The following is a 24429-nucleotide window of genomic DNA, read 5'->3' as shown; positions in this document are numbered from 1 at the left end:
ATGATTTCCCGCGTTTTCATCGAGCGTCCGATCTTCGCCTGGGTGCTGGCCATCGTGGTCATGCTCGGCGGCGCGTTCGCGATCCGCAGCCTGCCGATCTCGCAGTACCCCAACGTCGCTCCGCCGAACGTCAGCATCCGCGCCAACTATCCCGGCGCCTCGGCCGAGACCATCGAGAACAGCGTCACCCAGGTCATCGAGCAGACCCTGACCGGCATCGACGGCATGCTGTACTTCAGCTCGACCTCGACGTCGCGCGGCCAGGTCACCATTTCGGTCACCTTCGACACCAGCGTCGATCCCGACATCGCCCAGGTGCAGGTGCAGAACCAGGTCCAGCAGGCGATCGCGCGGCTGCCGCAGCAGGTGCAGCAGCAAGGCATCGTGGTGCGCAAGGCCAACCCCGACGACCTGATGCTGGTGGCGATCTACGACGAGAACAACCTCGTCACCAACCGCGACATCGCCGACTACCTCACCACCAATTTCCAGGACCCGATCTCGCGCATCGCCGGCATCGGCGACGCCAACGTCTACGGCAGCCCGTACGCGATGCGGGTGTGGCTGGATCCGAGCAAGCTGGCCTCGTTCCAGCTGATGCCCAGCGACGTGGTCGCGGCGATCCGCAGCCAGAACGCCGAAGTCGCCGCCGGCCAGATCGGCGACCAGCCGCAGCCGGCGACGCAGATGCTCAACGCGCTGGTGACCGCGCAGACGCGTTTGCAGACCGCCGACCAGTTCCGCCAGATCGTGCTCAAGACCCAGCCCAACGGCGCTTCGGTGCGCCTGCAGGACGTGGCCCGGGTCGAGATCGGTTCGGAGAACTACAACTCCTCCAGCCTGCTCAACGGCCATCCGGCCGCCGGCATGGCCCTGCAGCTGGCGCCCGGCGCGAACGCGCTGGAATCGGCCGAGTTGGTGCGCGCCGAAGTCGCGCGGCTGGCGGCGAACCTGCCGCAGGGCTGGAAAGTCGCCTACCTCAACGACGCCACCGACTTCATCAAGCTGTCGATCAGCGAGGTGGTCAAGACCCTGATCGAAGCGATCGTGCTGGTGGTGATCGTGATGTTCGTGTTCCTGCAGAGCTGGCGCGCGACGCTGATCCCGGCGATCGCGGTGCCGGTGGTGCTGCTGGGCACGTTCGGCATCATTTACGCGGCCGGATTCTCGATCAACACGCTGACCTTGTTCGGCCTGGTGCTGGCGATCGGCCTGCTCGTCGACGACGCCATCGTCGTGGTCGAGAACGTCGAACGGCTGATGCACGAGAACCCGAACATGACCCCGCGCCAGGCCACCATCGCCTCGATGCGCGAGATCAACGTGGCGCTGATCGCGATCGCCCTGGTGCTGTCGGCGGTGTTCCTGCCGATGGTGATGTTCGGCGGTTCCACCGGCGTCATCTACCGCCAGTTCTCGCTGACCATCGTGTCCTCGATGGCGCTGTCGGTGCTGGTCGCGCTGGTGCTGAGCCCGGCGCTGACCGCGACCTTGCTGAAGTCGCCGCATGCGCTGGCGGCGCAGGGCCCGGGCTGGTTCGCGCGGCGCGCGCCGAAGCTGGCGGCGCTGCCGGCGCGCCTGGGCGGCGGCTTCAACCGCGCGCTGGAAGGCGCCACCGACCGCTACCTGCAAAGCGTGCAGTCGATCTTCCGCCACCGCTGGCTGGCGCTGCTGAGCTACGCGCTGATCGCGGCCCTGCTCGGCGTGTTGTTCCTGCGCCTGCCGACCGGCTTCCTGCCGTCGGAGGACCAGGGCCGGGTCAACGTGCAGTTCCGCCTGCCCGGCGGCGCCACGCTGGGACGCACCAGCGAGGTCCGCGATCAGGTCAACGCCTACCTCAGCAAGAACGAATCCGAACTGATCAGCGCCGCCTTCATCGTCGCCGGCGGCGGCGGCCCGACCGCGTCGCAGAACTCCGGCCAGGGCTTCGTCAGCCTGGTCGACTGGTCGCAGCGCGAGACCGAGCGCGGCAGCGCCGATGCGATGATCGGCCGCGTCGCCAAGGCGCTGAGCGGGCTGCGCGACGCCAGCGTGTTCGTGCTGGCGCCGCCGCCGATCCGCGGCTTCGGCCAGACCAGCGGCTTCACCCTGGAATTGCAGAACACCAGCGGCATGTCGCGCGCCGACTTCGCCGCCGCCAGCGACAAGCTGATCGCCGCCGCGCAGCGCGATCCGCTGCTGGGTTCGGTGCGCCCGTCGCTGCTGCCGGACACGCCAACGCTGCGGGTCAACAGCGACGCGCAGATGCTGTCCAGCCTCGGCTTGACCCAGGACTCGGTCAACTCGACCCTGTCGACCGCCTGGGGCGGCACCTACGTCAACGACTTCATCGACCGCGGCCGGGTCAAGCGCGTGTACGTGCAGGGCGACGCGCCGTTCCGCAACGAACCGCAGAGCCTGTACCAGTGGCATGTGCGCGGCGCCGACGGGCAGATGACCCCGTTCTCGGCCTTCGCCACGCTCGGCTGGGCGCAGGCGCCGACCGCGCTGCTGCGCTTCAACGGCGTGCCGGCCAGCGAATTGCAGGGCACGCCCGCGCCCGGCGTCAGCAGCGGCACGGCGATGGCGCGGATGGAAGAACTCGCGCGCGCGATCCCCGGCGTGAGCGTGGCCTGGTCGGGTCTGTCGTACCAGGAACGTTTGTCGACCGGCCAGGCGCCGCTGCTGTACGCGCTGGCGCTGCTGCTGGTGTTCCTGTGTCTGGCCGCGCTGTACGAGAGCTGGTCGATCCCGATCGCGGTGCTGCTGGTGGTGCCGCTGGGCCTGGTCGGCGCGGTGCTGGCGGTGACCTTGCGCGGGCTCGAGAACGACGTGTATTTCCAGATCGGCCTGATCACCACGATGGGCCTGGCGGCGAAGAACGCGATCCTGATCGTCGAATTCGCCGAGCAGGCCGAACGCCGCGGCAAGGGCACCGTGGAAGCGGCGCTGGAAGCCGCACGCCTGCGCCTGCGGCCGATCCTGATGACCAGCTTCGCCTTCATCTTCGGCGCGCTGCCGCTGGCGCTGTCGACCGGCGGCGGCGCCAACAGCCGCATCGAGATCGGCACCGCGGTGGTCGGCGGCACGCTTACCGCGACGGTGCTGGCGGTGTTCTACATCCCGCTGTTCTATCTGCTGGTGCGCAAGGCGGCGCAGAAGCTCGGCGGCCTGCGCCACCGCGGCGGCGAAACCGCGGGGCACTGATCGCGCCGGCGCGGCTCGGTCGACGACAGCGGCGGACGAGCGGGCGCGCGGGCGACGCAGCGCGCGCGATTGCGGCAGGCCGGTTTTGGCCCGATTGCGTTCGCCCCTGGCCGGCGTCCTGCCCGGCCGCGCGCGAACCCGCGATCGGCGTTCGCCCACCGGCAACCTCGAGTGGCTAGAATCGCCCGGCATCCGCAGGCCGGCCGGAGGCCGCAGCCGTGCGCGCGATGCGCCATCCCCCGAAATCAAGGACGTTACTCATGAAGAATCAGATCGCTTCGCTGGCGCTGTTGCTGTCCCTGGGCGTTTCCGCCGCGCTGGTCGCGACGCCGGCCCGCGCCATCGATACCGGCGAAGTCGTCGAGACCGACGGCAAGATCTCGATCACCGGCACCAACCTCGTGCGCAACTTCGTCGGCACCGGCGGCGAACTGGAGATCACCGGCGCGGGCAACCGCATCACCGTGACCGGCCCGCTGTCGTCGGTCGTCATCGAAGGCGCCGGCAACACCGTCAGCGTCGATTCGGTCAAGCGGGTCGAGATCACCGGCGCCGACACCAAGGTCTATTACAAGTCGGCGCCGACCAAGACCGGCCGCCCGGCCAGCGAGGTCATCGGCGCCGGCAGCGGCGTGTCCAAGCGCTGATCCCGCATCGCGCCGCCGCGTGCGCCGATGCGCGCGCGGCGGCGCTTCACCGGCTCGGACGCGCTAGCGCGCAGGCGCGTGCGGCGCGCGCAGCCACGGCGGCGCCGGTTCGAACTCCTGCGCCAGCCGATCCACGAACGCGCGCGTCTTCGCCGGCACCAACCGCCCCGGCGGCAGCACCACATGGATCGCGCCGTCGTAATCGGCCCGCCATTGCGGCAGCACCCGCACCAGCCGGCCGTCGGCCAGTTCGCGGCCGATCAGCCACTCCGGCGCGGGCAGGATGCCGGCGCCCCGCACGCACGCGGCGAGCAGGCCCTCGCCCTCGTCCGACACGATCGCCGCATCGATCCGCTGCACGCTGCGCTGGCGGCCCTTGATCAGTTTCCAGTCCGGCCAGAACCGCGCCTTGGGCATGCCCAGACAGGCGTGCTGCCTGAGTTCGTCCGGCCGTTGCGGCGCGCCGCGCCGCGCGAGATAGGACGGCGCGGCGCACAGCATCGTCTCGAACCCCGCCAAGCGCCGCGCGACCAGGCCGCTGTCGGCGAGTTCGCCGATGCGCACCGCGGCATCGAAGCCGTCGGCGACCAGATCGACGAAACGGTCGCTGTGCGAGAGCTCCAGTTGCAGCTTGGGATAGGCGGCGAGGAAATCCGCCAGCCACGGCGCGATCCAGCGCTGCGCGAACGCGGCCGGCAGCGCCAGCCGCAGCAGTCCCTGCGGCGCGGCCGCGGCTTCGGCGGCCTCGGTGTCGGCCGCCGACAGCTCGCCGAGAATCGCCCGCACCCGCTGCAAATAGGTCGCGCCGACTTCGGTCAGCGTCACCCGCCGGGTGGTGCGCGACAGCAGCCGCACGCCGAGCCGCGCTTCCAGCGCGTCGATGCGCCGCGACACCACCGAGGCGTCGCGTCCCAGCGCGCGCGCGGCCGCGGCGAAACCGCCGTGTTCGGCGACCGCGGCGAAGGCCTCGATCTGTTGCAGTTCGCTGCCGGTTCGTTCTTGCATTTTATGCAGGAGTCTCTTGGGGCCGACGGCGATTATCGCCATCGCTTGCAGCAATTACAGTGGCCCCGCTTCGCCGCCGGCGCAACCCGCGCCGGGTCCGGCGCGGCGCCCTCCCCCACTGGAACCGCAGCCATGTCCCAACGCGACGCCGTCTTTCCCGCCCGACGCCACGACCTGTATCGCCAGCACCGCTACTCGCCGGCGATCCGCAGCGGCGGCTTTTTGTTCGTCTCCGGCCAGGTCGGCGTGCGCGAGGACGGCACGCCCGAACCGGACTTCGCCGCGCAGGTGCGGCTGGCCTTCGCCAACCTCGCCGAAGTGTTGGCCGCGGCCGGCTGCGATTTCGACGACATCGTCGACGTCACCACCTTCCACACCGACCCGGAACATCAGTTCGACGCGATCCAGGCGGTGCGCGCCGAGGTCATGGGCGCCGAGCCGTATCCGAACTGGACCGCTGTCGGAGTGAACTGGCTGGCCGGGTTCGACTTCGAGATCAAGGTGGTCGCGCGCCTTCGCGACGGCGCGGCCTGAGCGCGGCGCTGCGACATACTGGCGGGCCCTTGCCTGCCTGCGCCGAACCGATGCCGCCACCGCCTTGCGCCGATGAACCGCCGCGCTCTCTGCTGTCGAAGCTGTGGGCCAAGGCGACCGGCGGGTCGCCGCAGCCGCCGCAGCCGGGCGGATCGACCGGGCGGGCCGGCATCCATCCCTGGCTCGGCGTCGGCGAACGGTTGAGCGCCGAGGTTTCGGCCGACGGGCGCGTGCTCGCGCAGTTCGAACACACCGCCCAGCATCCGGGCTTGAGCAAACGCCCGACGGTCGAAATCGCGCTGCCGAACGGCCTGCGCAAGCTGCGCCTGCGCGGCGCGCTGACCGCAAGCGACGGCGGCGTCGCCCGCTTCGACCGCCGTTGGACGGTGCGCGACCTCAGCGTCCACACCTCGCCGTTGTACGACGGCGGGCGTCCGCTGGCCGAACGCGTGCGCGTGTTCGCCGACGCCACCGGGCTGGCCCGGTTCGCGCCCGCGGACCCGGCCGCCGACGCCGATGCCGCGTTCGCCGAGGCCGAACGACGCCTGGGCCTGCGCTTGCCGACGGCCTTGCGCGAACTGCTGTCCGCGGGCGGGATCGAGATCGAACATTCCTATTTCGTCGCGCCGCAGCGCCTGCGCAGCGCCGCCGAACTGCTGCTCGGCGAGGGCGGCTACGCCGATCTCGACGCGGTGCCCGACGCGGTGCGCGCGCGTTACCGACGCAGCGTGGTCGCGTTCGTCGAAATCGGCGACGGCCTCGGCGCGCTGGCCTGGGATCCGGCCGGCGCGGTCGCCGGCGAAGCCAGCGGCAGAGGCGGCGCCGCGGGCGATGCGGGCGCGCAGCCCGGCGAGCCCGGGCAAGGCCTGTGGTACTGGCTGCACCAGGGCCATCTCGACGAACCCGCGTTGCTGCTCGACGACGGCGACCGCCCGCGCACGCACGAGGCCGCGCTGATCCATCCGTTCCAGCGCCTGGCGATGTCGCCGATCGACGACCGCGAGTCCGACGACGAACTCATCGTCGACAGCGCGCATCCGCGCAACCTGTTGCAACTGCACTTCGAAGCGCCGCGCAAGCCGCGGCTGTGGCTGCGCAGCTACGACTATTTCTTCAGTCTCTACTGAGCCGGCGCGTACTACGCGGCGCGGGTTCCAGGCATAACGCTGCCGGACGAGTGCGGATCGGGACCGCGCCGCTGCGCTCAAGCCTTGGCGGGATCGCTGTCGCGCGCGGTTTTTGCTTCGTCGCCGCGGGCGCGCGCGATGCGATAGCCGACCACCGCCAGCGAAATCAGGGTCGGGAACAGCAGCGATCCGACCACCCGGCCGATGATGTAGCCGGATTGCTCCGGCGGCAGCGCATTGAGTTCGACCCAGTCCATCCGCGAGAACAGCCAGGCGAGTATCGCCGCCGACGACAGCAGCACCGCGATCAGGCCGGCGACCTTGGGGCCTACGGCGCTGGGCCGGCGGCCGCTGACTTTGGCTGCGATGAGCTTGCCGACGTAGTAGGCGAACAGATGCACGAGCAAGACCACGAGGTTGGCGACAACGGCCATGAGCGGCCTCCCCAGGCCATCGAAGCCCGGTCTGCGGCAGCCGGGCGTCAGGCTTTGTAACCGACCCAGCCCCTGAAGGTAAACGCCGCGTAGAACAGCTCGACCTCGGCGAACCCGGCCTCGCGCAGCAGCGCCTCGTCGCGCTCGGGCGCGAGCACGGGCAGGCGCTCGCGGATCGCCGCGATCGAGCTTTCGGCCTGCGCCGCCGGCACCCCGGACGCGACCGCGAACGCGGCGTTGCGGGTCAGCCAGCGCGTGGCCTGCGCGGCCGCGAAGCTGTGGTGGGCGACCACCAGCGGCGCGCCGGGTTTGAGTCGGCGCTGGAGCTGGGCCAGGGTCGCGCGGCGCTCGGCTTCGGGCAGGAAGTGCAGGGTCAGCAGGCACGCGGCGGCGTCGAACGGGCCGTCCGGCGCGCTGTCGATATAGCCCTCGTGCAGGCGCGCGCGCGGCGCCAGCGGGCCGAGCGTCGCCGCGGCCAGCCGCAGCATTTCCGCCGACGGGTCGACGCCGTCGAAGCGCCAGCCCGGCTCGGCGCGGGCGAACGCCGCCAGCTCCATGCCGCCGCCGGCGCCGAGCACCAGCACCCGGGCGTCGCGCGGCGCGCGTTCGGCCAGCAGCAGGCCGGCCAGGGTGTGCAGGTCGCGCAGGCCGGGGACGACGCGCGCGGTGCGCTCGGCGTAGCGGGCGACCGCTTGCGGGTCGTGGAACGGGTCGGACGGGTTCATCGCGGTCTCGGTGCCCGGCCGGGCCGGGGTGGGAAGGCGGAATATCATGTAACAATTAATGTTCCATGTCGACCGCGGTGTCAAGAACGCCCTCGGACGGCACAGTGCGAACTCCCCTGCACCCGTCGCCGCGGGCGAACGACGCCGTAACCAGCGACGTTGCGGCCAATCCAGTCGAAGCGCGCCTTGCGACGCTGTGTGCGCGGGTTCGCGCAATCCACGCGTGCCGATTCCGGGCTGCACGAGCGCGCCCGCGGGCGACGGCGCAACGCGCAAGGGCCGGCGAACGCGAAACAACGACTTGCGCGCAAAGATTCCCGTTTTATACCCGCGACCGGACTGGAGGCCGGCGCCGCCGCGGACGTACCGTGGAACGCGCACCCCCAAACGACAGGAGTCGTCATGTCACCGTTCCGCGCCCGTTTCGCCCTGTGCTGTTTCGTCGCCTCGATGACGCTGTCGCCGCTGTGCGCGGCGCACGAAGTGGTCCCGCCCGACTGGTGCGTGCAGGAAGGCCGCGAGCCGAAGATCGTCGCCAATTTCGACATGAACGGCGATGAGCTGGCCAGCTACGCGCACAAGTGCGGCATCGTCGAGCATCAGCAGCAAAAGGATCAGTGGGGCGTCGCCAGCCAGGCGATGCTGATCTACTGCGAGGAGAAAGCGCCGAAGCAAGGCGCGGTGCCGTTCATGTCCGGACCCGAGACCTATCTGTCGAAAGCGCACCACGCCGCCTACCGCATCGACCAGGGCATCCGCGGCGTGTGCACGGTCTGCCCGCCGCCGACGAAACCGTGACGCGAAGGCGGCGCGGGCCGCAGCCTGCATGCGGCCCGCCGCCGTTCGGCGCCCGCCGTCGGCGCGCCTACACCAGCGCGTCGCGGCGGGTGTAAGCCAGCACGGTGTCGACCCGCGCCTGCAACTCGGCGCGCGCCTCGGTCGACAGGCCGTCGCATTTGCCGAGCACGAAGTAGGCCGAGCGCAGCACGTCGCGCCAGCGCGGGTTGCGCGGCAGGCGCGACACCGCCAGATAACGTTCCAGCGCGCGCGCGCGCAGCCGGCCGTCGTCGATGTTGACCCGCCAGATCCGGCTTTTCTCGGCCAGTTCCAGGCGGCTGGTGCCGGTGCCGCGCTCCCAGGCTTCGATCGCGCCGAGCATCAGCTCGACCAGGGCGCGGCGGAAGCCTTCGCGCACCGGCGCTTCGGCGTCTTCGTCGGGCGCGGCCGATGCCGCGGCGACGTCGCCTGCGATCGGTGCGGTCGAAGCGGCGCTATGCGCCGGATCCGCGTCGGCGTGCGGCGACAGCAACACCAGGCCGTTGCCGCCGGCCCACGGCGTCAATCGCGCCGCCAGTCCGGCGCCGCGTTGCGAAGCGATGCGCAGGCTGTGGCCGGCGCTGTCCTGCATGTGTTCCAGCGCCGACGCCAACGCCGCCCAGCCGGCCTCGTCGAGCGCCGCGGCGATCGGCTGGCCGGCGCTGACCGTGTCCTCGCCCGCATCCAGCCACTGCCGGCCGGCGCGGTTGACCGCCAGCACCTGGCCTTCGGCGTCGAGCAGGCACAGCGGTTCGTCGCGGCTGTCCAGCAACGCCTGCAACAGGCTGCGGTCCTCGGCCAGCGCGTCGGCTTCGCGCCGGTAGCGTTCGAGCTCTTGTTCGTGGCGCACCTGCCGCGCCTGTTCGCGCAGGCGCTCGCGATGGCGGCGCTGCTTCAGCGCCAGCCACACGCCCAGCGCCGCCGCCGCGGCCAGCGCCGCCAGCAGCCACAGCAACAAGGTGCGCTGATGGAAACGCGCGCGCTGCAGGTCGGCTTCGGTTTCCAGCGCGGCTATGGTGCGCTGCTGCTCGGCCGCGTCGAAGCGCGCGCGCAGCCAGTCCAGTTGCCGGTCGTGCTGGGCGCGCGCCAACGCCAGCGCGCGGGTGTGCGCATCGCGCAGGGTCGCGTTGGCGGCGACCGCATCGCCGGCGTTTTCCTGCGCGGCGGCCAGTTCTTCCAGCAACGGCACCCGCATCGGGTCGGTGTCCGGCGCGGCGGCCAGGGCTTCGCGCAGGCGCGCGGCGGCTTCGTCGACGCGGCCCGACAGCCGCGCGGTGCGCGCCAGCTGCAATTGCAGCGCGGCCGGCAGCGGCAGCTTCCAGGTGTCGGCCAGGGCCAGCGCGGACGCGCTCCAGCGCTGCGCCTGGGCGACGTCGCCGGAGGCCAGCGCGGCGCGGGTCAGGCCATCGTGCGCGCGCAACTCGTACACCCGGTTGCCGGCGCTGCGGTACTCGGCCAGCGCTTCCTGCAGCCACGCCGACGCCTGCCGCGCGTCGCCCTGGTCCAGCGCCACTTCGGCCATCGTCTCGAGCACGTGCGCGGCTTCCAGCGCGTCGCCGCGCTCGCGCAAGGCCGCCAGCGCATCGCGGTAGAAGCGCATCGCCTGGGTCTCGTCGGACAGTTCGCGGTAGACGTCGGCGAGGTTGTTGAGCACCGCGGCGGACACCTCGCCGCGCTCGCGCTGGATCGCCAGGCTGGCGGTCAGGCTGCGCAGGGCGCCGCGGAAATCGCCGAGCCGGCGCTGCGCGGCGCCGACGTTGCTGAGGTCGCGCGCGGTGCCGGCGCGGTCGCCGGCGCGCTGGGCCAGCGCGACCGCGCATTCGAAGCGGTCCAGCGCCTGGGCGATGCGCTCGCGGCGGAATTCCAGGATGCCGCGCCGGCGCACCGCTTCATAACGCAGCTTCGGCTCGGCGGCGCGTCGCGCCAGCGCGTCGGCGCAATCGAGCGCGCGCTCGGCCTGGTCGAAACCGCCGGCGTCGGCGCGGGCCTTGGCCAAATCGAACAGCGCCTGGATGCCGGCGTCGCCGGCCGGCGCGTCGGCGAGCAGGCGCGACTGGCACAGGCCCGGATCCGGCAGCGCGCGCGTGGGCGCGGCGCAATCGAGCGACCATGCGGGCGGCGCGAGCAGGGCCAGACCCAGCAGCGCAGCGGCCCGCGCATTGCGGAACCCTGCGCCGCGCCGCGGCCGTTGCATCGACACGTCCTTGTTGGTCATGAATCGCACGGCGCCCCGGCGGCGCACGGCGGCAGCGGCCGCGGCGGCGGAGTCTTGGCGGTCCGATAGCGGGAGAGTGGCTTGAGCTTAGCCGCCAATCCATCGGACCGGGAGCGGCGGTTTTGCGGACTGCGGCACAAAACGGCGGATGCCGAAACGCGGCGTCGCGGCTGCGTTGGTGCGCGACCGCTGCGGCGCGCGCTGCGGCCCAGAGCGCCGCAGCGCACCGCGCCGCCGGATGCGCGCCGCCGTGCGGCGGCGCGCCTGGGTCGGATCGGCCGCGCCGAGCCGGCGGGCCGATCGATGCGATCGCCGCGACCCGATCAGATCTTGGTGATCTTGATCCAGTTGATGTTCCACCCGCCGGCCTGCGCGAACACGCCGAGGTTGTAGGTGCCCGCATTGACGTTGACCGTATGCGACACCGTGGTCCAGTTCTGCCAGCCGCCGGTGTTCGGCACCTGCACCTGGCCCAGCACCACCGCGCCGGCGTTCAGGTCCAACGACAGCGCACCGCCGTTCGGGCTGGCCACGCGGTACTCGATCCGGTAGTTGCCGCTGCTGGGGAAGTTGACGTTGTTGTACGCCATCCAGTCGTTGGTCTCGATCCAGCCGACGTTGTAGCCGCCTTCCGAACACGCCTCGACCTGCACCCCGCTCTGCGCGCTGAAGTTCTCCGCTTCCACCGTCGTCGTCGTGCCCGGGTTGCTGCCGCCGCCGCTGTACACGCGCACGTAGTCGACGTGCATCTTCGCCGGCAGCTTGCTTTCGTCGACGTTGAAGCCCGGCCAGTTGCCGCCGATGGCGAAGTTCAGCAGCACGAAGAAGTCGCGGTGGAATTCCTCGGTGCCGTTGACGCTGTTCTGGATGCTGGCCTCGTGGAACTTGTTGCCGTCGACGTACCAGCGGATCGCGTTGGCGTCCCACTCGACCGCGTACACGTGCCAGTCGGCGACGTTCAGCGCGGTGTTGCCGCCGTACTGGGCGTAGTTGCCGTTGTGGTCGCGCCAATGGATGGTGCCGTAGGTGCGGTCTTCGTTGTTGACGTGCTCCATGATGTCGATCTCGCCCGAATCGGGCCAGCCGACCTGCGGCAGGTTCGCGCCGAGCATCCAGAACGCCGGCCACGCGCCCATGAACGAGGGCAGCTTCATGCGCGCCTCGATCTTGCCGTAACGGAAGGTGCGCACGCCCTGGGTCTTCATCCGCGCCGAGGTGTAGCGGAAGCCGCCGAAATCCTCGCGCTTGGCGGTGATGACCAGGGCGTTGTTCTCGATCCCGGCGTTCTCGCGCCGGTAGTACTCCAGCTCGTTGTTGCCCCAGCCGCTGCTGCCGTTGCCGGTTTCGAACACCCAGCTCGGACCGATCGAGCCGTTGAACTCGTCGCTCCACACCAACTGCCAGTTCTGCGCGTACGCGCCGCCGGCGAACAGGGACACGGCGAGGAACGCCGCGATACGCATCAACTGCTTCATGATCTTCTCCTCGTGGGGATTGCGAACACCGCACGCAGGCGGGACACGACGCCGCCGCGCGCCGCGTGGTCGCGGCGCACGAACAGATCGGAAGGATTTCGCGATGGCGGTTCCCGCCTTCTCCGGCGACGCTGTCCCGAACGCGCTGGAGGACGCCGATCCTAGGCGAGCGCGCGGCCGCATGCGCGGACCGGTCCGACACTTCGCCGGCTTTCGCGCGGATGCGTGACGCGCGCACGCTCGGCGCGTGAGGGCGATTGAGTTGCGCGGCCGCGATTGTTGCTGAGCGGCATGAGCGGGCGCGGCGCGTTGCGGCGAGGCCGCCGGCCGCGCGGGCGGGCCGCTCCGAGGCGTGGATACAGTATTCGCGGCGCGGCGGCGGACGGCGGACCCGCTCGCCGGCGCCGCGGCGCGATCGGCGGCGCATAACGAAAAGGGCGCCGACCGGCGCCCTTTCCGCATGCTTCGATCCGCGCCGGCTTACTTCGCCTTGAGGATCTCGAACCCGCTCACGTCCACGCCGAGGTTGAAGCCGCGGCCGGTGCCGCTGACCGCCAGCGACACCTGGCCCTTGGTCATCGCCAGGGCCTCGCCGCTCTTGACCACGCCCGCGTTGGCGCCTGCGGTGACGTAGGTGCCGAAGATCTCGCCGATGTTCTGCAGCTTGGTGAATTCGCCCTTGCCGTTTTCGATGCTGTACTTGCCCGCGGTCAGGCCGGCGCCGCGGATATGGATGCGCACCTTGGTGCTGGTGCCGTCGTCGCAGCGGACCGTGCCGCTGCCGTTGATGTGCTTGTAGATCACGGCCCAGCCGGAGGTGTTGAAGGTCATATGACACTTGGTCTCCGCACCGGCGGCGCGGGCCGGCTGTAGCGCGGCGCCGCCGGCCAGGGCGAATGCCAGAACCGCGATGCCTGCAATGCGCATGCTCATGTTTTTTCTCCTTGATGGACCGTCTAGTCCGATGAGGCGCCCGCTGCCGGCGCGCCCGAAACTGTGCCCGTACAAGCTGGAGCGGGCGGCGTTAGCGCGGCGCGAAAAAGACCCGGCGAGGCTGAATCGTTGGCAGACGGCAAACCCGCGGCCGGCGGCGACCCGAACGGCGCCGGAACCGGCGCGGCGGCGCACGGACCGTGTCGCCGCGCCGTGAACGTCGCCGAGCCCGCGCGTTGCGCGGTGCGCGCGGCCGCGCGTCGTCGGCGCTGCGCGGCCGGGACCGCGTGCGGCGATTGGTGCGCCGCGCCGGCATTGCCCGATAATCCGCCGTCCCTCTCCGACCCGCGACCCGCCGATGCGCCTGCTGCTTTCCGTCTTGTTGCTGTGCGCGGCCGCGATCGCGCCGTCGGCGCGCGCCGCCGAATTCGCGCTGGCGCAGCGCTGGATCCACGGCGCCCCCGGCGAACCGGCGCTGCAAGTGCAGGCCGCCGCGCCGGGCCTGTGGGTGCTGCGCCAATCCAAGGCCAGCAACTTCGAGGCGCCGTTCCTGTACCTGATCGCCGGCGAGCGCGGCGCGCTGCTGCTCGACACCGGCGCCGAACCGGCCGGCGGCGCCGACCTGCCGCTGCGCGCCACGGTCGACCGGCTGCTGGCGCAGTGGCAGCGCGAACGCGGCCTGGCGCCGCTGGCGCTGACCGTGGCCCACACCCATGCCCATCGCGATCACATCCACGGCGACGCGCAGTTCCGCGATCGGCCCGATACCCGCATCGTCGGCCACAGCGCGGCCGAGGTCGCGGCGTTCTTCGGCCTGGATCGATGGCCGCAGGGCGAAGCGGCGTTCGAACTTGGCGGCCGCCGCCTGACCGTGCTGCCGCTGCCGGGCCACGAGGCGGCGCACATCGCCGTGTACGACCCGGCCAGCGCGAGCGTGTTCAGCGGCGACGCGCTGTATCCCGGCCTGCTGACCGTGCGCGACCTCGCCGCCTATCGCGCCAGCGCGCAGCGGCTGGCCGCGTTCGCGCGCGCGCACCGGGTCGAACGCGCGCTCGGCGCGCATGTCGAGATGAGCGCGCGACCTTACCGACTGTATCCGCTCGGCAGCGCATCGCAGCCCGAGGAACACGCGCTGCCGCTGGACGCGGCGGCGATCGCGCACTGGGCGGACGAAACCGCGCGCCTCGGCGATTTCCTCGGCGACACCACCTTCGCCGACTTCGCCTTCGCCCGCGTGCCGCAGGCCGGCGAATTCGCCGATCCGCCCGGAACCCACGGCATGCTGGTGGCTGGCACGCAGGCGGTGTACCTGTCGCATCTGCCGATGTTCCACCGCCCGCACGATTACCAACTGATCCTGCGCGCGCAGCTGCCGGACGACGTGCTGCGCCGCTATCGCGACGACGCCCGCGCGCATCCGGACGAGTACTACACCCTGGTTCCCAGCGAGCGCTGGGTGCTGCCGCAGACCATCCGCCCCGACGCGCGCTTCCGCGCCGATCTGTATCGCGGCCATTTCGAACGCGGCGGCGTGCGCATCGCCGAGAACCTGGACGTAAAGGTCGCGCGCATCGTCCACTTCCGCCGCTTCGAACCCGGCCGCCAACCGCGTTCGGCCGAGTGGATCGCGTTCGGCGAAGGCCGCGAGCGTTTCCTCGCCCATCGCATCGAAACCCCACCGGACGTCGACCAGATCGTGCGCATCGACGGCGCGCCGCGCGAAGGCGCGCTGCTGCGTCGCGACCGCGGCGCCGGCGCGGCGGCCGCGGGCGAGCGCATCGGCGGCGTGCGGGTGCTGCGTCCGCTCTACACCGAGTACGGCGATATGGCCGAGTGAGCGCGGCTGCATCGACGCGGGGCGGCGCGACGCATCGCCGACCCGGCAGCCACACCCTTTCATGAGGAACGACCCGACCATGCCGACGCCGAACGACGCGCTCGCGACCGCCTACTTCAAACGCCTGGACGCCGCGCGCTTCGAAGCCACCGCGCGCGTCGGCGGCGGCTGGAACCCGGCCGAACAGCACATCGCCCCGGCGCTGGGCTTGCTCGTGCATGCGATCGAAAGCGACCGCGACCGCCGCGGCCAGGGCCATCTGCGCGTGGCGCGGGTGTCGTGCGAGATTCTCGGCACCCTGCCGATCGCCGCGGTCGACATCGAGGTCGCGGTGTTGCGCCCCGGCCGCACCATCGAACTGGTCGAAGCGACGCTGAGCCATGCCGGCCGCGCCGCAGTGCTGGTGCGCGCGTGGCTGATGCAGGAATACCCGGCGCCCGCGCTGGCCGGCGCGGCGTTCGAGCGCATCGCCGGGCCGGACGCGCTGCCGCCGTGGTCGCTGGCCGAGCTGTGGCCCGGCGCGTTCGTGCGCAGCGTCGAAGCGCGGCGCGCGCAGCGCGAACCCGGGCGCGCCGCCAGTTGGGTGCGCACCGACGTGGCCTTGATCGAAGCCGAAGCGGTCAGCCCGGTCGCGCGCATGATGGGGCTGGTCGACGTCGCCAACGGCCTGACCCCGCGCGTGCACGCCGACCATGCGGCGTTTCCGAACCTCGACCTCAGCGCGCACCTGTTCGGCGATCCCGATCCGGACTGGATCGGCCTGGACACCACGGTGGCGTTCGGCGGCAACGGCCTCGGCCTCACCCACAGCGTTATCCACGGCCGCGCCGGCGCCATTGGCGTGGTGTCGCAATGCCTGACGGTGCGGCCGAGGTAAGGCTGCGGCGCGGCGCGCGCATGGCCCGATTCCATCGACGATTGGCGTTCGGGCCGCTTTCGGCCGCGCCGCGGCGGGCCGAGGATGGCGTCCCCGCCCCGTGCCGACCGAGAGTCCTGCCATGTTCGCGCTTCGCCTCGCACTGCCGATCCTGTTCGCGCTGCTCGCCGTGCCCGCGCACGCCGATTCCAAAGTCGGTTCGCTGCGCCTGTACGCCTTCGATTGCGGCCGCATCGTCCTGGACGACCTCGGCGCGTTCGCCGACACCGGCGAGTACGACGGCCAAGCGGGCGAACTGTCCGCGCCGTGCTTCCTGGTCCGCCACCCCAAGGGCGACCTGCTGTGGGACGCCGGCCTCGGCGACCGCTTCGCGGCGACGCCGGGCGGCACCTCGTTTCCCAACGGTTCGCGCGCCGTCGTCGCCCGCACCCTGCAATCGCAGCTCGAAGCCATCGGCCTGCGCGCAAGCGATGTCGAGTACATCGCCTTCTCGCACTTCCACTGGGACCACACCGGCAACGCCAACGATTTCGCCGGCGCGACCTGGCTGCTGAGCCGGCGCGAAGTGCAGTCGCTGGACAGCCAGCCCGCGCCGGGCCGCATGGCGGTGGACAACCTGTCCGCCTACAAGCAGGCCAAGGTCGAACTGATCGACCTCGACCGCGACGTGTTCGGCGACGGCAGCGTGCGGATCCTGCGCGCCAACGGCCATACCGCCGGCCATCAGGTGCTGATGCTGCGTTTGCCGAAGGCCGGCACGGTGATCCTGTCCGGCGACCTGTTCCACACCCGCGAGAATTTCGAGCAAGGGCGGATGCCGGCGTTCAACTACTCGCGCGGCGAGACCCTGGCTGCGATGGACCGGGTACGCCGGCTCCTCAGCAATACCCGCGGGCGGCTGGTGATCCAGCACGACCGCCGCGATATCGACGCGTTGCCCAAGGCGCCGGGCTATCTCGAGTAAGTCGGCACGGGTTCGCGGTGTTCGCTAGCGTTCGCCGTCCGCGGTCGGCATCAGCGAACCGGCGAACACCCATTCGCCCGGCGAGGGATCGGGATCGTCGGGGGCGTACGGATCGGCGACGTACCGCAGTTCCATGCCGGCCTCGCGCAACGACGCGTCCAGGCCTGCGCGCGTCGCGCCCCAGCGGAACGGCTCGCCGGCGCGGCGCAGCCAGCCGCCGACCCAAGGCCGCTGGCGCGCGAAGCACGGCGTCGCGTCGGCGCGCAAGGCCATCGCGGTGGCGATCAGCTGCGCTTGCGGCAGCGTCCGCGCCAGGCCGCGCATCAGCGCGCGCAGGTCGGCCGGCGCGAGATACATCAGCACGCCTTCGGCGATCACCAGCGTCGCGATGCCGGCATCGAACCCCGGCATCGCGCGCAGCACCGCTTCGATGGGTTCGCGCGCCAGATCGGCCGCGACCAAGGTCAGCCGCGGATCGTCCGCGCCGATCTCCGCCAACGCCGCGCGCTTGATCGCGACGCCGTGCGCGCGGTCGATCTCGAACGCGCGCAGCGTCGGCGCCCGCGCCAGCAAGCGCAGCGACAAGCCGTCGAAGCCCGCGCCGAGTATCACCACCTGCCGCGCGCGGCCGGCGCCGGGCTGCGTACAGGCTTGCAGCGCCCAACGCCGGATATGCCGCTTGCGCCAAGCGTAATGCGCGCCGATGCCCGGCAAGTACAAGGTTTCCGCCATCCGCAACAACAGCCGGCCGAATGCGTGATCGACCGCCCGCAGCAGGCGCCGGCCGGCCGCGCCGCAGCCTTGCAGGCAGGCGCGGGCCAAGGCCGCGTCCTGCTGCGCATCGGGGTCGCGATCGTTCCGCGCCTGACGCACGCAAGCGGCGGCGAGCAGCATCGACGTGGAGATGCGCTGCATCTCAGGCCTGCAACAAGGCGAGGTGATGGCGATACCAATCGCTTTGCCAGCGCCCGTGCGGATCGTACTCGCGCTTGGCGCGCAGGAACTCGCGCAAGCGCGGATGCGCCGCCTCGACCTGCGCGCGCGTGGCCCAGCGATGGTAGGTGAGGTAGTAGCTGCCGCCGAACCCAAGCGCGTCGTCGATCAGCGCGCGGAACGCCTGCGCGGCCGCGTCGACGCCTTGCGGGTCGTGGCGCACGTGCAGGTTGAAGATGATGCAGGCCCAGTCCTCGCGCGCCCAGGCCAGCACGCTGGTCGGATCGCGCTCGATCAGGCGCACGGTGCCGTAGATCGGCTGGGCGCGATGCCGGCGCAGGCTGTCGGCGGCGCGCGCCATGAACGCGGCCAAGGCGGCGCGCGGCACATACAGCTCGGTGATCATTTCCGAACCGCAATGCCCCAGCGAGCGATCGACCGCGGCGTGGTAACCGTCCAGGTACACCCCGCTCTGCTGCGCGTCGCTGGCGTAGTGCTGGCCGTCGGTGGCCAGATAGAAACCGGCGTATTCGGTGAAAGCGCGCGAAGGGTCGTGATGGGCGAGCAACAACAGCCGGGCGAAGTCGTCGGCGTGCAGATGGCGCGGCGCCAACGCAGCGGCCTGCGGCGCGGGCCGGTAGCACGACAACACGCCCAGGTCGAGGAAATCGTCGCTGCGCGGATCGATCGCGAACTGGAAATCGCCGTAGGTGCAGCCCTGCCCGATCGCGCGGGAAAACTCCGCGTGCAGGTCGCCGACGCGCGCCAGAGAGACTTCGCGGCGCAGCGTTTGCCGCGGAGTCAAACGCAAGGTCAGGCTCGCGATCGCGCCGAACAGGCCGTAGCCGCCGACCGCCAGCGCGAACAGTTCCGGACGCTGCTGCCGGCTGGCTTCGATCAAGCAACCCTGCGCGTCGATCAGCGTCAGCGCTTCGATGTCCTCCACGAACGGCGCATACGCCAGCCCGCGCCCGTGGATGTTCGACGCCGCGGCGCCGCCGAGGCTGAAATCGTCGGCGCCGGTCTGCTTCTGGCGGATGGTCCAGCCGCGGGTGTTGTCCGCGCTCGTCGCCAGCCACGCCAGCACCGCCGGCCAGCGGATGCCCGCTTCCACCGTCAGCAGGCCGCGCGCGTCGTCGAAGCCGAGCACGCCGTTCAAGCCGGCGGTGTCGAGCACCCAACCGTGGTCGAGGAACTGCTGGCCGCCCATCGCGTGCCGCGCGCCGGCCGCGATCAGCGGCTGCCCGGCCGCCGCGCAGGCGCGCACCGCGGCGCAGGCGGCGTCGAGCGTGGCCGGCCGCAGCACCCGCGCGCGGGTCGGATTGAGCCGCGCGTGGACATCGTTGAGCGATTCGAGCGGAACGGGCGCGGACTGGGCGGTGGCGAGCATGGCGGCGGGCCTGGGCGGGATGGCCGCACCGTACCGGCCGGTATCGCTACCGGCTATTCGTTCGGATCGGGTATCGGAATATGATCCCCGGTGTCCCGCCGACCGGAACCCGCGCCGCCATGATCGAACGCGAACGCCTGCTCGCCGCGCTCAAGCGCATCCTCAAGGAGCGCGGCTGGCGCTACGCGGATCTGGCCGCAGCGCTGGGCGTGTCCGAACCGACGATCAAGCGCACCCTGTCCAACGGCCGCATGAGCCTGGAGCGGCTGGAACAGATCTGCGACGCGCTCGACATCGACTTCTTCGAGCTCGCGCGCAACGCCCGCGGCACCCGCGAATCGCGCCGCCACCTGAGCCCGCTGCAGGAAACCGCGCTGGCCGCCGAGCCGCGCCTGATGACGGTGTTCCATCTGCTCTGCCAAGGCTGGCGCACCGCCGCCATCGGCGAAGGCTACGGCCTGCGCAAGACCGAACTGGTGCGGCTGCTGGCGCAGCTCGACCGCCTGCGCCTGATCGAACTGCTGCCCGGCGACCGCGTGCGCCTGCGCGTGCCGCGCGATTTCTCCTGGCGCGACGACGGCCCGGTGCGCGCGCGCTATTTCCAGATGGCCAGCCGCGAGTTCATCCACCACGCGTTCGACGCCGGCGGGGATTTTCTCGCTTTGGAAATCCGCGAACTCGGCGAGGCGTCGGCCGCGACGCTGCGGCGCAAGCTGGAAAAACTGGTGGCCGAGTTCAAGGAAGCCGCCGAACTCGATGTCGACCTGCCGCCGGAGCGGCGCCGCAGCGTCGGCATGCTGGTGGCCAGCCGGCCGTGGGTGTTCTCGCTGGTCGACAGCCTGCGCGAGAGCGCGCCGCCGCGGCGGCCGCCCGCGCGCGGCTGAGCCGCGATCGCGACGAGCGCGAGCCGGACCGGCCGATCGCGACGCCTCAGACCCAGCCCTGCTCCACCAGCTCGCGCTTGAGGTAGGCGTAGTAGATCGGCGCGGCCACCAGCCCGGGCATGCCGAACAAGGCTTCCATCGCCAGCATCGCCAGCAGCAGCTCCCACGCGCGCGCCTGGATCTCGCCGCCGACGATGCGCGCGTTGAGGAAGTATTCGAGCTTGTGGATCAGCACCAGGTACAGCAGCGCCGCGGCCGCGACGTAGATCGACACCGACAGGCCGGCGACGGTGATCAGCGTGTTCGAGATCAGGTTGCCGACCACCGGCAGCAGGCCGACCACGAAGGTCAGCACCACCAGGGTCTTGGCCATCGGCAGGTGCACGCCGAACAACGGCAGCACGATCAGCAGGAAGACCGCGGTGAACACGGTGTTGAGCGCGGAGATCTTGATCTGCGCGAACACCACCCGGCGGAACGCGTCGGACAGGCGCGCGGCGCGGGCCAGCAGTTCCGAGCCCAGCGGCCCCAGCTTCAGCGGCTGCAGTTCTTCCTGCAGCGCGATCATCGCGCCGAGCACCATGCCGATCACCAGCCGCGCGCCGAGCTGCACCGCCTCCGCGCCGACCAGGCTGAGGTCGCCGCGATGCTCGTCCAGCCACGCGCTCAGCGCGTGCTCCAGCTCGCTCAGGTCTTCCGGCAGATACGGCCGCGCCCAGGCCGGCACCTGGGTGCGCGAGGCGTCGATGATGTCCATCAGCCGCGCCAGCAGCGCCTGTTCGCCGCCGGTGTCGGCGCGGAAGAACGCGATCAGGCCGAGCGTCGCCAGGGTCAGGCCGCCGACCACCAGCGCGGCGATCAGCACCACCGCGATCAACCGCGCCCACTGCCCCTTGACCCGCCGGTCGACCAGGCGCGCGAGCGTGTGCACGAGCTGGAACACCAGCAGCCCCGACAGCAGCGCGCTGAGCAGGCCGAACTTGAGCACCAGGAACAGCGCCGCCGCGGCGAACAGCCAGGCCGCGATGCGCGCCGGCGGCGCTTTCAGCGATACGGGCGCGGAAGCGGGGCCGGGGGCGGGCGCCGCGGCAGGTTCGACGTGGGGATCCATTACGACGTTCCTCGGACTCGACGCGGCATTGTAGTGGGCGCTCGTGCGGTTTTTCCTCCGCCTTCGCGCCGGCGGCGCGGCCGGTCGCTGCGGCCGCCCGAACGCCGGCCGCGCGCAGCGGCGGGCGCGCGCCGGCCAAGGGGTTCGGGATCGGCGCAGGCCTGCGTCTGTACCCAAAGAAGGATCTCCCGCCAACGCACAGGAGCCGCACCATGTCGCGCTATCGCCACACGCTGTCCGCCCTCGTTCCGTTCGTGCTCGCCCTCGCCGCCGCTCCGGCGGCCGCCAGTTCCGTCCAGGTCTGGGACGCGACGACCTCGAACTGGTCCAACAACGGCGTCGCCCACCTCACCGGCCCCATCGTCCTGGGTTACCTCGGCGTGCAGTGGGCCTGCGGCGCCGACTGGACCGTGACCGTCTCCGCCGGCGTCGCCCAGGTCACCGCCGCCTCGTTCTCCGGCAGCAGCCTCTGCGGCGGGCTCGCGCCGTCGCTGCTGCCCTGGCCGGCCACGCCGGCAGCCGCGGCCTACGCCGGCGCCAATCCGCCGTTCCCCGGCGCGCCGACGCTGACGCCGACGCTGTGGAGCCTCGCGATCTCCGGTGTCCGCCTCAGTTTCTCCGGTCCGCCGAGCTTCTACTGCCCCAACACGACCGGTACGAGCGCGATCAACGGCGTGATCGACGTCGCCGACCAGGCCGGCGCGCCGCCCGCCGCGCCGACGGCGAACCGCTTCGTGTTCCGCAGCATGCTCGGGCCCTGCGCGCTGCAGACCCTCAGCCCGAACGCGCTGGTCGCCGACCCCGCGCTGCGTATCGTGCCGTGAGCCGACGCTGCAACGACACCGGCGGCACCTGACGTCGCAGCGCAGGCATCGAAACCGCCGCCGCTCGCCACGTCGCGCCGCGCGCACCCACGCGCGCAGGCGCGCCGCGGCGGCGACCTTTGCCGAACCCGCCCGTTGCGCAGCGCCGGCGATGAACGGCGCGCGCATCGGCCCGCCCGAGCGCGCAAAGCGACGGCCGGGATGACGAAAGTCATGGACTTCCGCGCCGAGGACGCGCTGGCGCACAATGCGGTCGCTGCCGTATCGCCGCGCCGCACTCGCTGCGCCGGCCGGGCCGCGTCCGCAGTCCTCCCAGTGTCCGCCACGGAACCACGACCATGTCCCTTCGCCCCAACCTTCTTTCCCTCGGCCTGGCGTTGGCCGTGGCCGGCGGCCTGGCCGCGTGCAAGCCCGCCGCCAACGAAACCGCCGCGGCTCCCGCTGCTGCGGCGCCGGCGGCGCCCGCCGCGGCCGCGCCGGCCTCCGGCGTCGACCTGGCCGGCATGGACAAGTCGGTCAAGCCCGGCGACGACTTCGACGCCTTCGCCAACGGCGGCTGGCGCAAGAACTTCGAGATTCCCGCCGACCGCTCCAACTACGGCGCGTTCACCGTGCTGCTGGAAACCGCGGAGAAGCGCAACGCCGAACTGATCGCGCAACTGGCCGCGAGCAAGCCCGCCGACGGCAGCGACGCGCGCCGCATTGCCGATTTCCACGCCGCCTACATGGACGAAGCGGGGATCGAGAAGCGCGGCCTGCAATCGCTGCAACCGCAGCTCGACGCGATCGGCGCGATCGCCGACCGCGCCGGCCTGTCGCGCGTGCTCGGCGGCAGCGTGCGCGCCGACACCGACCCGCTCAACGCCACCAACTTCCACACCGACAATCTGTTCGGCGTGTTCGTGGCCAAGGCGCTGGAAGAACCGGCGTATGTCGCCACCCTGATGCAGGGCGGCCTCGGCATGCCCGACCGCGAGTACTACCTGTCGTCCGACAAGGAGATGGCGGCCACGCGCGCCGCCTACGAGACCTACGTCGCCGCGCTGCTGAAGCAGGCCGGCATCGCCGAGCCCGAAGCCAAGGCCAAGTCGATCCTGGCCCTGGAAACCAAGATCGCCAAGGCGCACGCGCCGGTGGTCGAATCGCAGAACGTGCACAAGTCGAACAATCCGTGGGACACCGCGGCGTTCGCGCAGCGCGCGCCGGGCATCGACTGGGCCGCGTTCTTCGACGCCGCCGGGCTTTCTTCGCAGAAGACCATCGTCGCCTGGCAGCCGGGCGCGATCGGCGGCATCGCCCGTCTGGTCGGCAGCGAGCCGCTGCCGGCGTGGAAGGATTACCTGACCTTCCACGCGCTCGACCACGCCGCCTGGAACGAGGCCGTGCGCGGCCCGGGCGAACTGCCCAAGGCCTACAGCGACCTGGCGTTCGGCTTCCACGGCACCACCCTGGCCGGCACCCCGCAGGCGCGCGAGCGCGGCAAGCGCGCGCTCGACGCGACCAGCGCCGCGCTCGGCGACGCGGTCGGCAAGATCTACGCCGAGAAGTATTTCCCGGCCGCGTCGAAGCAGAAGGTCGAGGAGATGGTGCGCAACATCCTCGCCGCGTTCGACGAGCGCGTGGATTCGCTGACCTGGATGACCGCCGAAACCAAGGCCAAGGCGCGCGAGAAGGCCAAGTCGATGCGGGTCAGCGTCGGCTATCCGGAGCGCTGGCGCGATTACTCCAAGCTGGAGATCCGCGCCGACGACGCGCTCGGCAACCGCCTGCGCGCGGAGCTGCAGGAATACCGCCACCAGATCGGCAAGCTCGGCCAGCCGGTCGACAACGGCGAATGGTGGATGACGCCGCAGACCGTCAACGCGGTGCAGCTGCCGCTGCAGAACGCGATGAACTTCCCCGCCGCGATCCTCGACAAGCCGTTCTTCGATCCGGGCGCCGATCCGGCCGCGAACTACGGCGCGATCGGCGCGGTCATCGGCCACGAGATCAGCCACGGCTTCGACGACACCGGCGCCGAGTTCGACGGCACCGGCCGCCTCGCCAACTGGTGGACGCCGGCCGACACCCAGCACTTCGACGAGGCGACCAAGAAGCTCGCCGAGCAGTACAGCGCCTACGAGCCGCTGCCGGGCCTGCACGTCAACGGCAAGCAGACCTCGGGCGAGAACATCGCCGACGTGTCGGGCCTGACCATCGCCTACATGGCCTACCGCAAGTCGCTCGGCGGCAAGGAGGCGCCGGTGATCGACGGCCTGACCGGCGACCAGCGCTTCTTCCTGTCGTACGGCCAGACCTGGCGCAGCAAGATCCGCGACGCCGCGCTGCGCCAGCGCATCCTCACCGACGGCCACGCGCCGGCCGCGCAGCGCGCGCAGACGGTGCGCAACATCGATGCGTGGTACGACGCCTGGGGCGCGAAGCCGGGCGAGAAGCTATATCTGGCGCCGGAGCAGCGCATCAAGATCTGGTGACGCGACGCGCCCTGCGTTCCCGGTCCGCGGCGGAACAC

Annotated in this window: 20 protein-coding genes; 11 read left to right on the top strand and 9 right to left on the bottom strand. The window is 71.4% G+C overall.

Translation table 11 applies throughout. The features are described 5' to 3' along the window. Both JHW38_RS19360 and JHW38_RS19355 read left to right on the top strand, forming a co-directional pair. On the top strand, window positions 1–3186 hold the full coding sequence (locus JHW38_RS19360) for a multidrug efflux RND transporter permease subunit (protein WP_207522949.1): 3186 nt from the start codon (window positions 1–3) through the stop codon (window positions 3184–3186). A 260-nt stretch (window positions 3187–3446) separates the two neighbouring features. Next, on the top strand, window positions 3447–3833 hold the full coding sequence (locus tag JHW38_RS19355; protein ID WP_207522948.1) for a DUF3060 domain-containing protein: 387 nt from the start codon (window positions 3447–3449) through the stop codon (window positions 3831–3833). 63 nt (window positions 3834–3896) lie between these two features. On the opposite strand, the gene JHW38_RS19350 is transcribed toward JHW38_RS19355, so the two are convergent. Then, entirely contained in the window at window positions 3897–4838 is a 942-nt protein-coding gene (locus tag JHW38_RS19350; protein WP_207522947.1) for a LysR family transcriptional regulator, read from the bottom strand. A gap of 132 nt (window positions 4839–4970) precedes the next feature. Between JHW38_RS19350 and JHW38_RS19345 the strand changes: the two genes are divergently transcribed. Both JHW38_RS19345 and JHW38_RS19340 read left to right on the top strand, forming a co-directional pair. Continuing rightward, entirely contained in the window at window positions 4971–5372 is a 402-nt protein-coding gene (locus JHW38_RS19345; RefSeq protein WP_207522946.1) for a RidA family protein, read from the top strand. A 50-nt stretch (window positions 5373–5422) separates the two neighbouring features. After that, window positions 5423–6499 (top strand): hypothetical protein, encoded by a 1077-nt coding sequence (locus tag JHW38_RS19340; RefSeq protein ID WP_207522945.1) that lies wholly within the window; start codon window positions 5423–5425, stop codon window positions 6497–6499. Window positions 6500–6576: 77 nt separating this feature from the next. On the opposite strand, the gene JHW38_RS19335 is transcribed toward JHW38_RS19340, so the two are convergent. Both JHW38_RS19335 and JHW38_RS19330 read right to left on the bottom strand, forming a co-directional pair. Beyond that, window positions 6577–6933, bottom strand: a complete 357-nt coding sequence (locus tag JHW38_RS19335; protein WP_207522944.1) for a hypothetical protein — start codon at window positions 6931–6933, stop codon at window positions 6577–6579. A 47-nt stretch (window positions 6934–6980) separates the two neighbouring features. Further along, window positions 6981–7658 carry a class I SAM-dependent methyltransferase gene (locus tag JHW38_RS19330; protein ID WP_207522943.1) on the bottom strand — a complete coding sequence of 226 codons (678 nt, stop codon included), beginning with the start codon at window positions 7656–7658 and terminating at the stop codon, window positions 6981–6983. A gap of 402 nt (window positions 7659–8060) precedes the next feature. Between JHW38_RS19330 and JHW38_RS19325 the strand changes: the two genes are divergently transcribed. Then, the gene (locus JHW38_RS19325) at window positions 8061–8456 is read left to right on the top strand and encodes a hypothetical protein (RefSeq protein WP_207522942.1); all 396 of its coding nucleotides are present in this window, start codon (window positions 8061–8063) and stop codon (window positions 8454–8456) included. 67 nt (window positions 8457–8523) lie between these two features. Here the strand turns inward: JHW38_RS19325 and JHW38_RS19320 are convergent, their stop codons facing one another. From JHW38_RS19320 to JHW38_RS19310, 3 genes are all read right to left on the bottom strand, one after another. Further along, entirely contained in the window at window positions 8524–10689 is a 2166-nt protein-coding gene (locus JHW38_RS19320; RefSeq protein ID WP_207522941.1) for a tetratricopeptide repeat protein, read from the bottom strand. Window positions 10690–11012: 323 nt separating this feature from the next. Continuing rightward, entirely contained in the window at window positions 11013–12164 is a 1152-nt protein-coding gene (locus tag JHW38_RS19315) for a carbohydrate-binding protein (RefSeq protein WP_207522940.1), read from the bottom strand. A 480-nt stretch (window positions 12165–12644) separates the two neighbouring features. Continuing rightward, complete coding sequence (locus JHW38_RS19310; RefSeq protein ID WP_207522939.1) at window positions 12645–13097, bottom strand: hypothetical protein; 453 nt, start codon at window positions 13095–13097, stop codon at window positions 12645–12647. A 358-nt stretch (window positions 13098–13455) separates the two neighbouring features. On the opposite strand from JHW38_RS19310, the gene JHW38_RS19305 reads away from it, so the two are divergent. The 3 genes from JHW38_RS19305 (at window position 13456) to JHW38_RS19295 (ending at window position 16775) form a co-directional block, all read left to right on the top strand. After that, a complete protein-coding gene (locus JHW38_RS19305) occupies window positions 13456–14934 on the top strand; it encodes an MBL fold metallo-hydrolase (RefSeq protein ID WP_207522938.1) in 1479 nt (492 codons plus the stop codon). A 79-nt stretch (window positions 14935–15013) separates the two neighbouring features. Next, the gene (locus JHW38_RS19300; protein ID WP_207522937.1) at window positions 15014–15811 is read left to right on the top strand and encodes a thioesterase family protein; all 798 of its coding nucleotides are present in this window, start codon (window positions 15014–15016) and stop codon (window positions 15809–15811) included. A 121-nt stretch (window positions 15812–15932) separates the two neighbouring features. After that, window positions 15933–16775, top strand: coding sequence for an N-acyl homoserine lactonase family protein (locus JHW38_RS19295; RefSeq protein WP_207522936.1), 843 nt, complete (start codon window positions 15933–15935; stop codon window positions 16773–16775). A gap of 24 nt (window positions 16776–16799) precedes the next feature. Here the strand turns inward: JHW38_RS19295 and JHW38_RS19290 are convergent, their stop codons facing one another. Both JHW38_RS19290 and JHW38_RS19285 read right to left on the bottom strand, forming a co-directional pair. Then, window positions 16800–17690, bottom strand: coding sequence for a class I SAM-dependent methyltransferase (locus JHW38_RS19290; RefSeq protein ID WP_207522935.1), 891 nt, complete (start codon window positions 17688–17690; stop codon window positions 16800–16802). A 1-nt stretch (window position 17691) separates the two neighbouring features. Continuing rightward, window positions 17692–19098, bottom strand: a complete 1407-nt coding sequence (locus JHW38_RS19285; RefSeq protein ID WP_207522934.1) for an FAD-binding protein — start codon at window positions 19096–19098, stop codon at window positions 17692–17694. A 119-nt stretch (window positions 19099–19217) separates the two neighbouring features. Here JHW38_RS19285 and JHW38_RS19280 point away from each other — a divergent pair, with 119 nt between their 5' ends. Further along, complete coding sequence (locus tag JHW38_RS19280) at window positions 19218–19982, top strand: helix-turn-helix domain-containing protein (RefSeq protein ID WP_207522933.1); 765 nt, start codon at window positions 19218–19220, stop codon at window positions 19980–19982. Window positions 19983–20028: 46 nt separating this feature from the next. Here JHW38_RS19280 and JHW38_RS19275 read toward each other — a convergent pair whose 3' ends face one another. Next, window positions 20029–21093 carry an AI-2E family transporter gene (locus JHW38_RS19275; protein ID WP_207522932.1) on the bottom strand — a complete coding sequence of 355 codons (1065 nt, stop codon included), beginning with the start codon at window positions 21091–21093 and terminating at the stop codon, window positions 20029–20031. Window positions 21094–21305: 212 nt separating this feature from the next. Here JHW38_RS19275 and JHW38_RS19270 point away from each other — a divergent pair, with 212 nt between their 5' ends. Both JHW38_RS19270 and JHW38_RS19265 read left to right on the top strand, forming a co-directional pair. Then, entirely contained in the window at window positions 21306–21917 is a 612-nt protein-coding gene (locus JHW38_RS19270; RefSeq protein WP_207522931.1) for a hypothetical protein, read from the top strand. Between the two features lie 338 nt (window positions 21918–22255). After that, a complete protein-coding gene (locus JHW38_RS19265; protein ID WP_207522930.1) occupies window positions 22256–24391 on the top strand; it encodes a M13 family metallopeptidase in 2136 nt (711 codons plus the stop codon). Window positions 24392–24429 lie beyond the last annotated feature (38 nt).

Source organism: Lysobacter enzymogenes, from assembly GCF_017355525.1.
GTDB lineage: Bacteria > Pseudomonadota > Gammaproteobacteria > Xanthomonadales > Xanthomonadaceae > Lysobacter > Lysobacter enzymogenes_C.
Note: the sequence above shows the minus strand (reverse complement) of the source record. Positions and strands in the feature narration are given on the sequence as shown.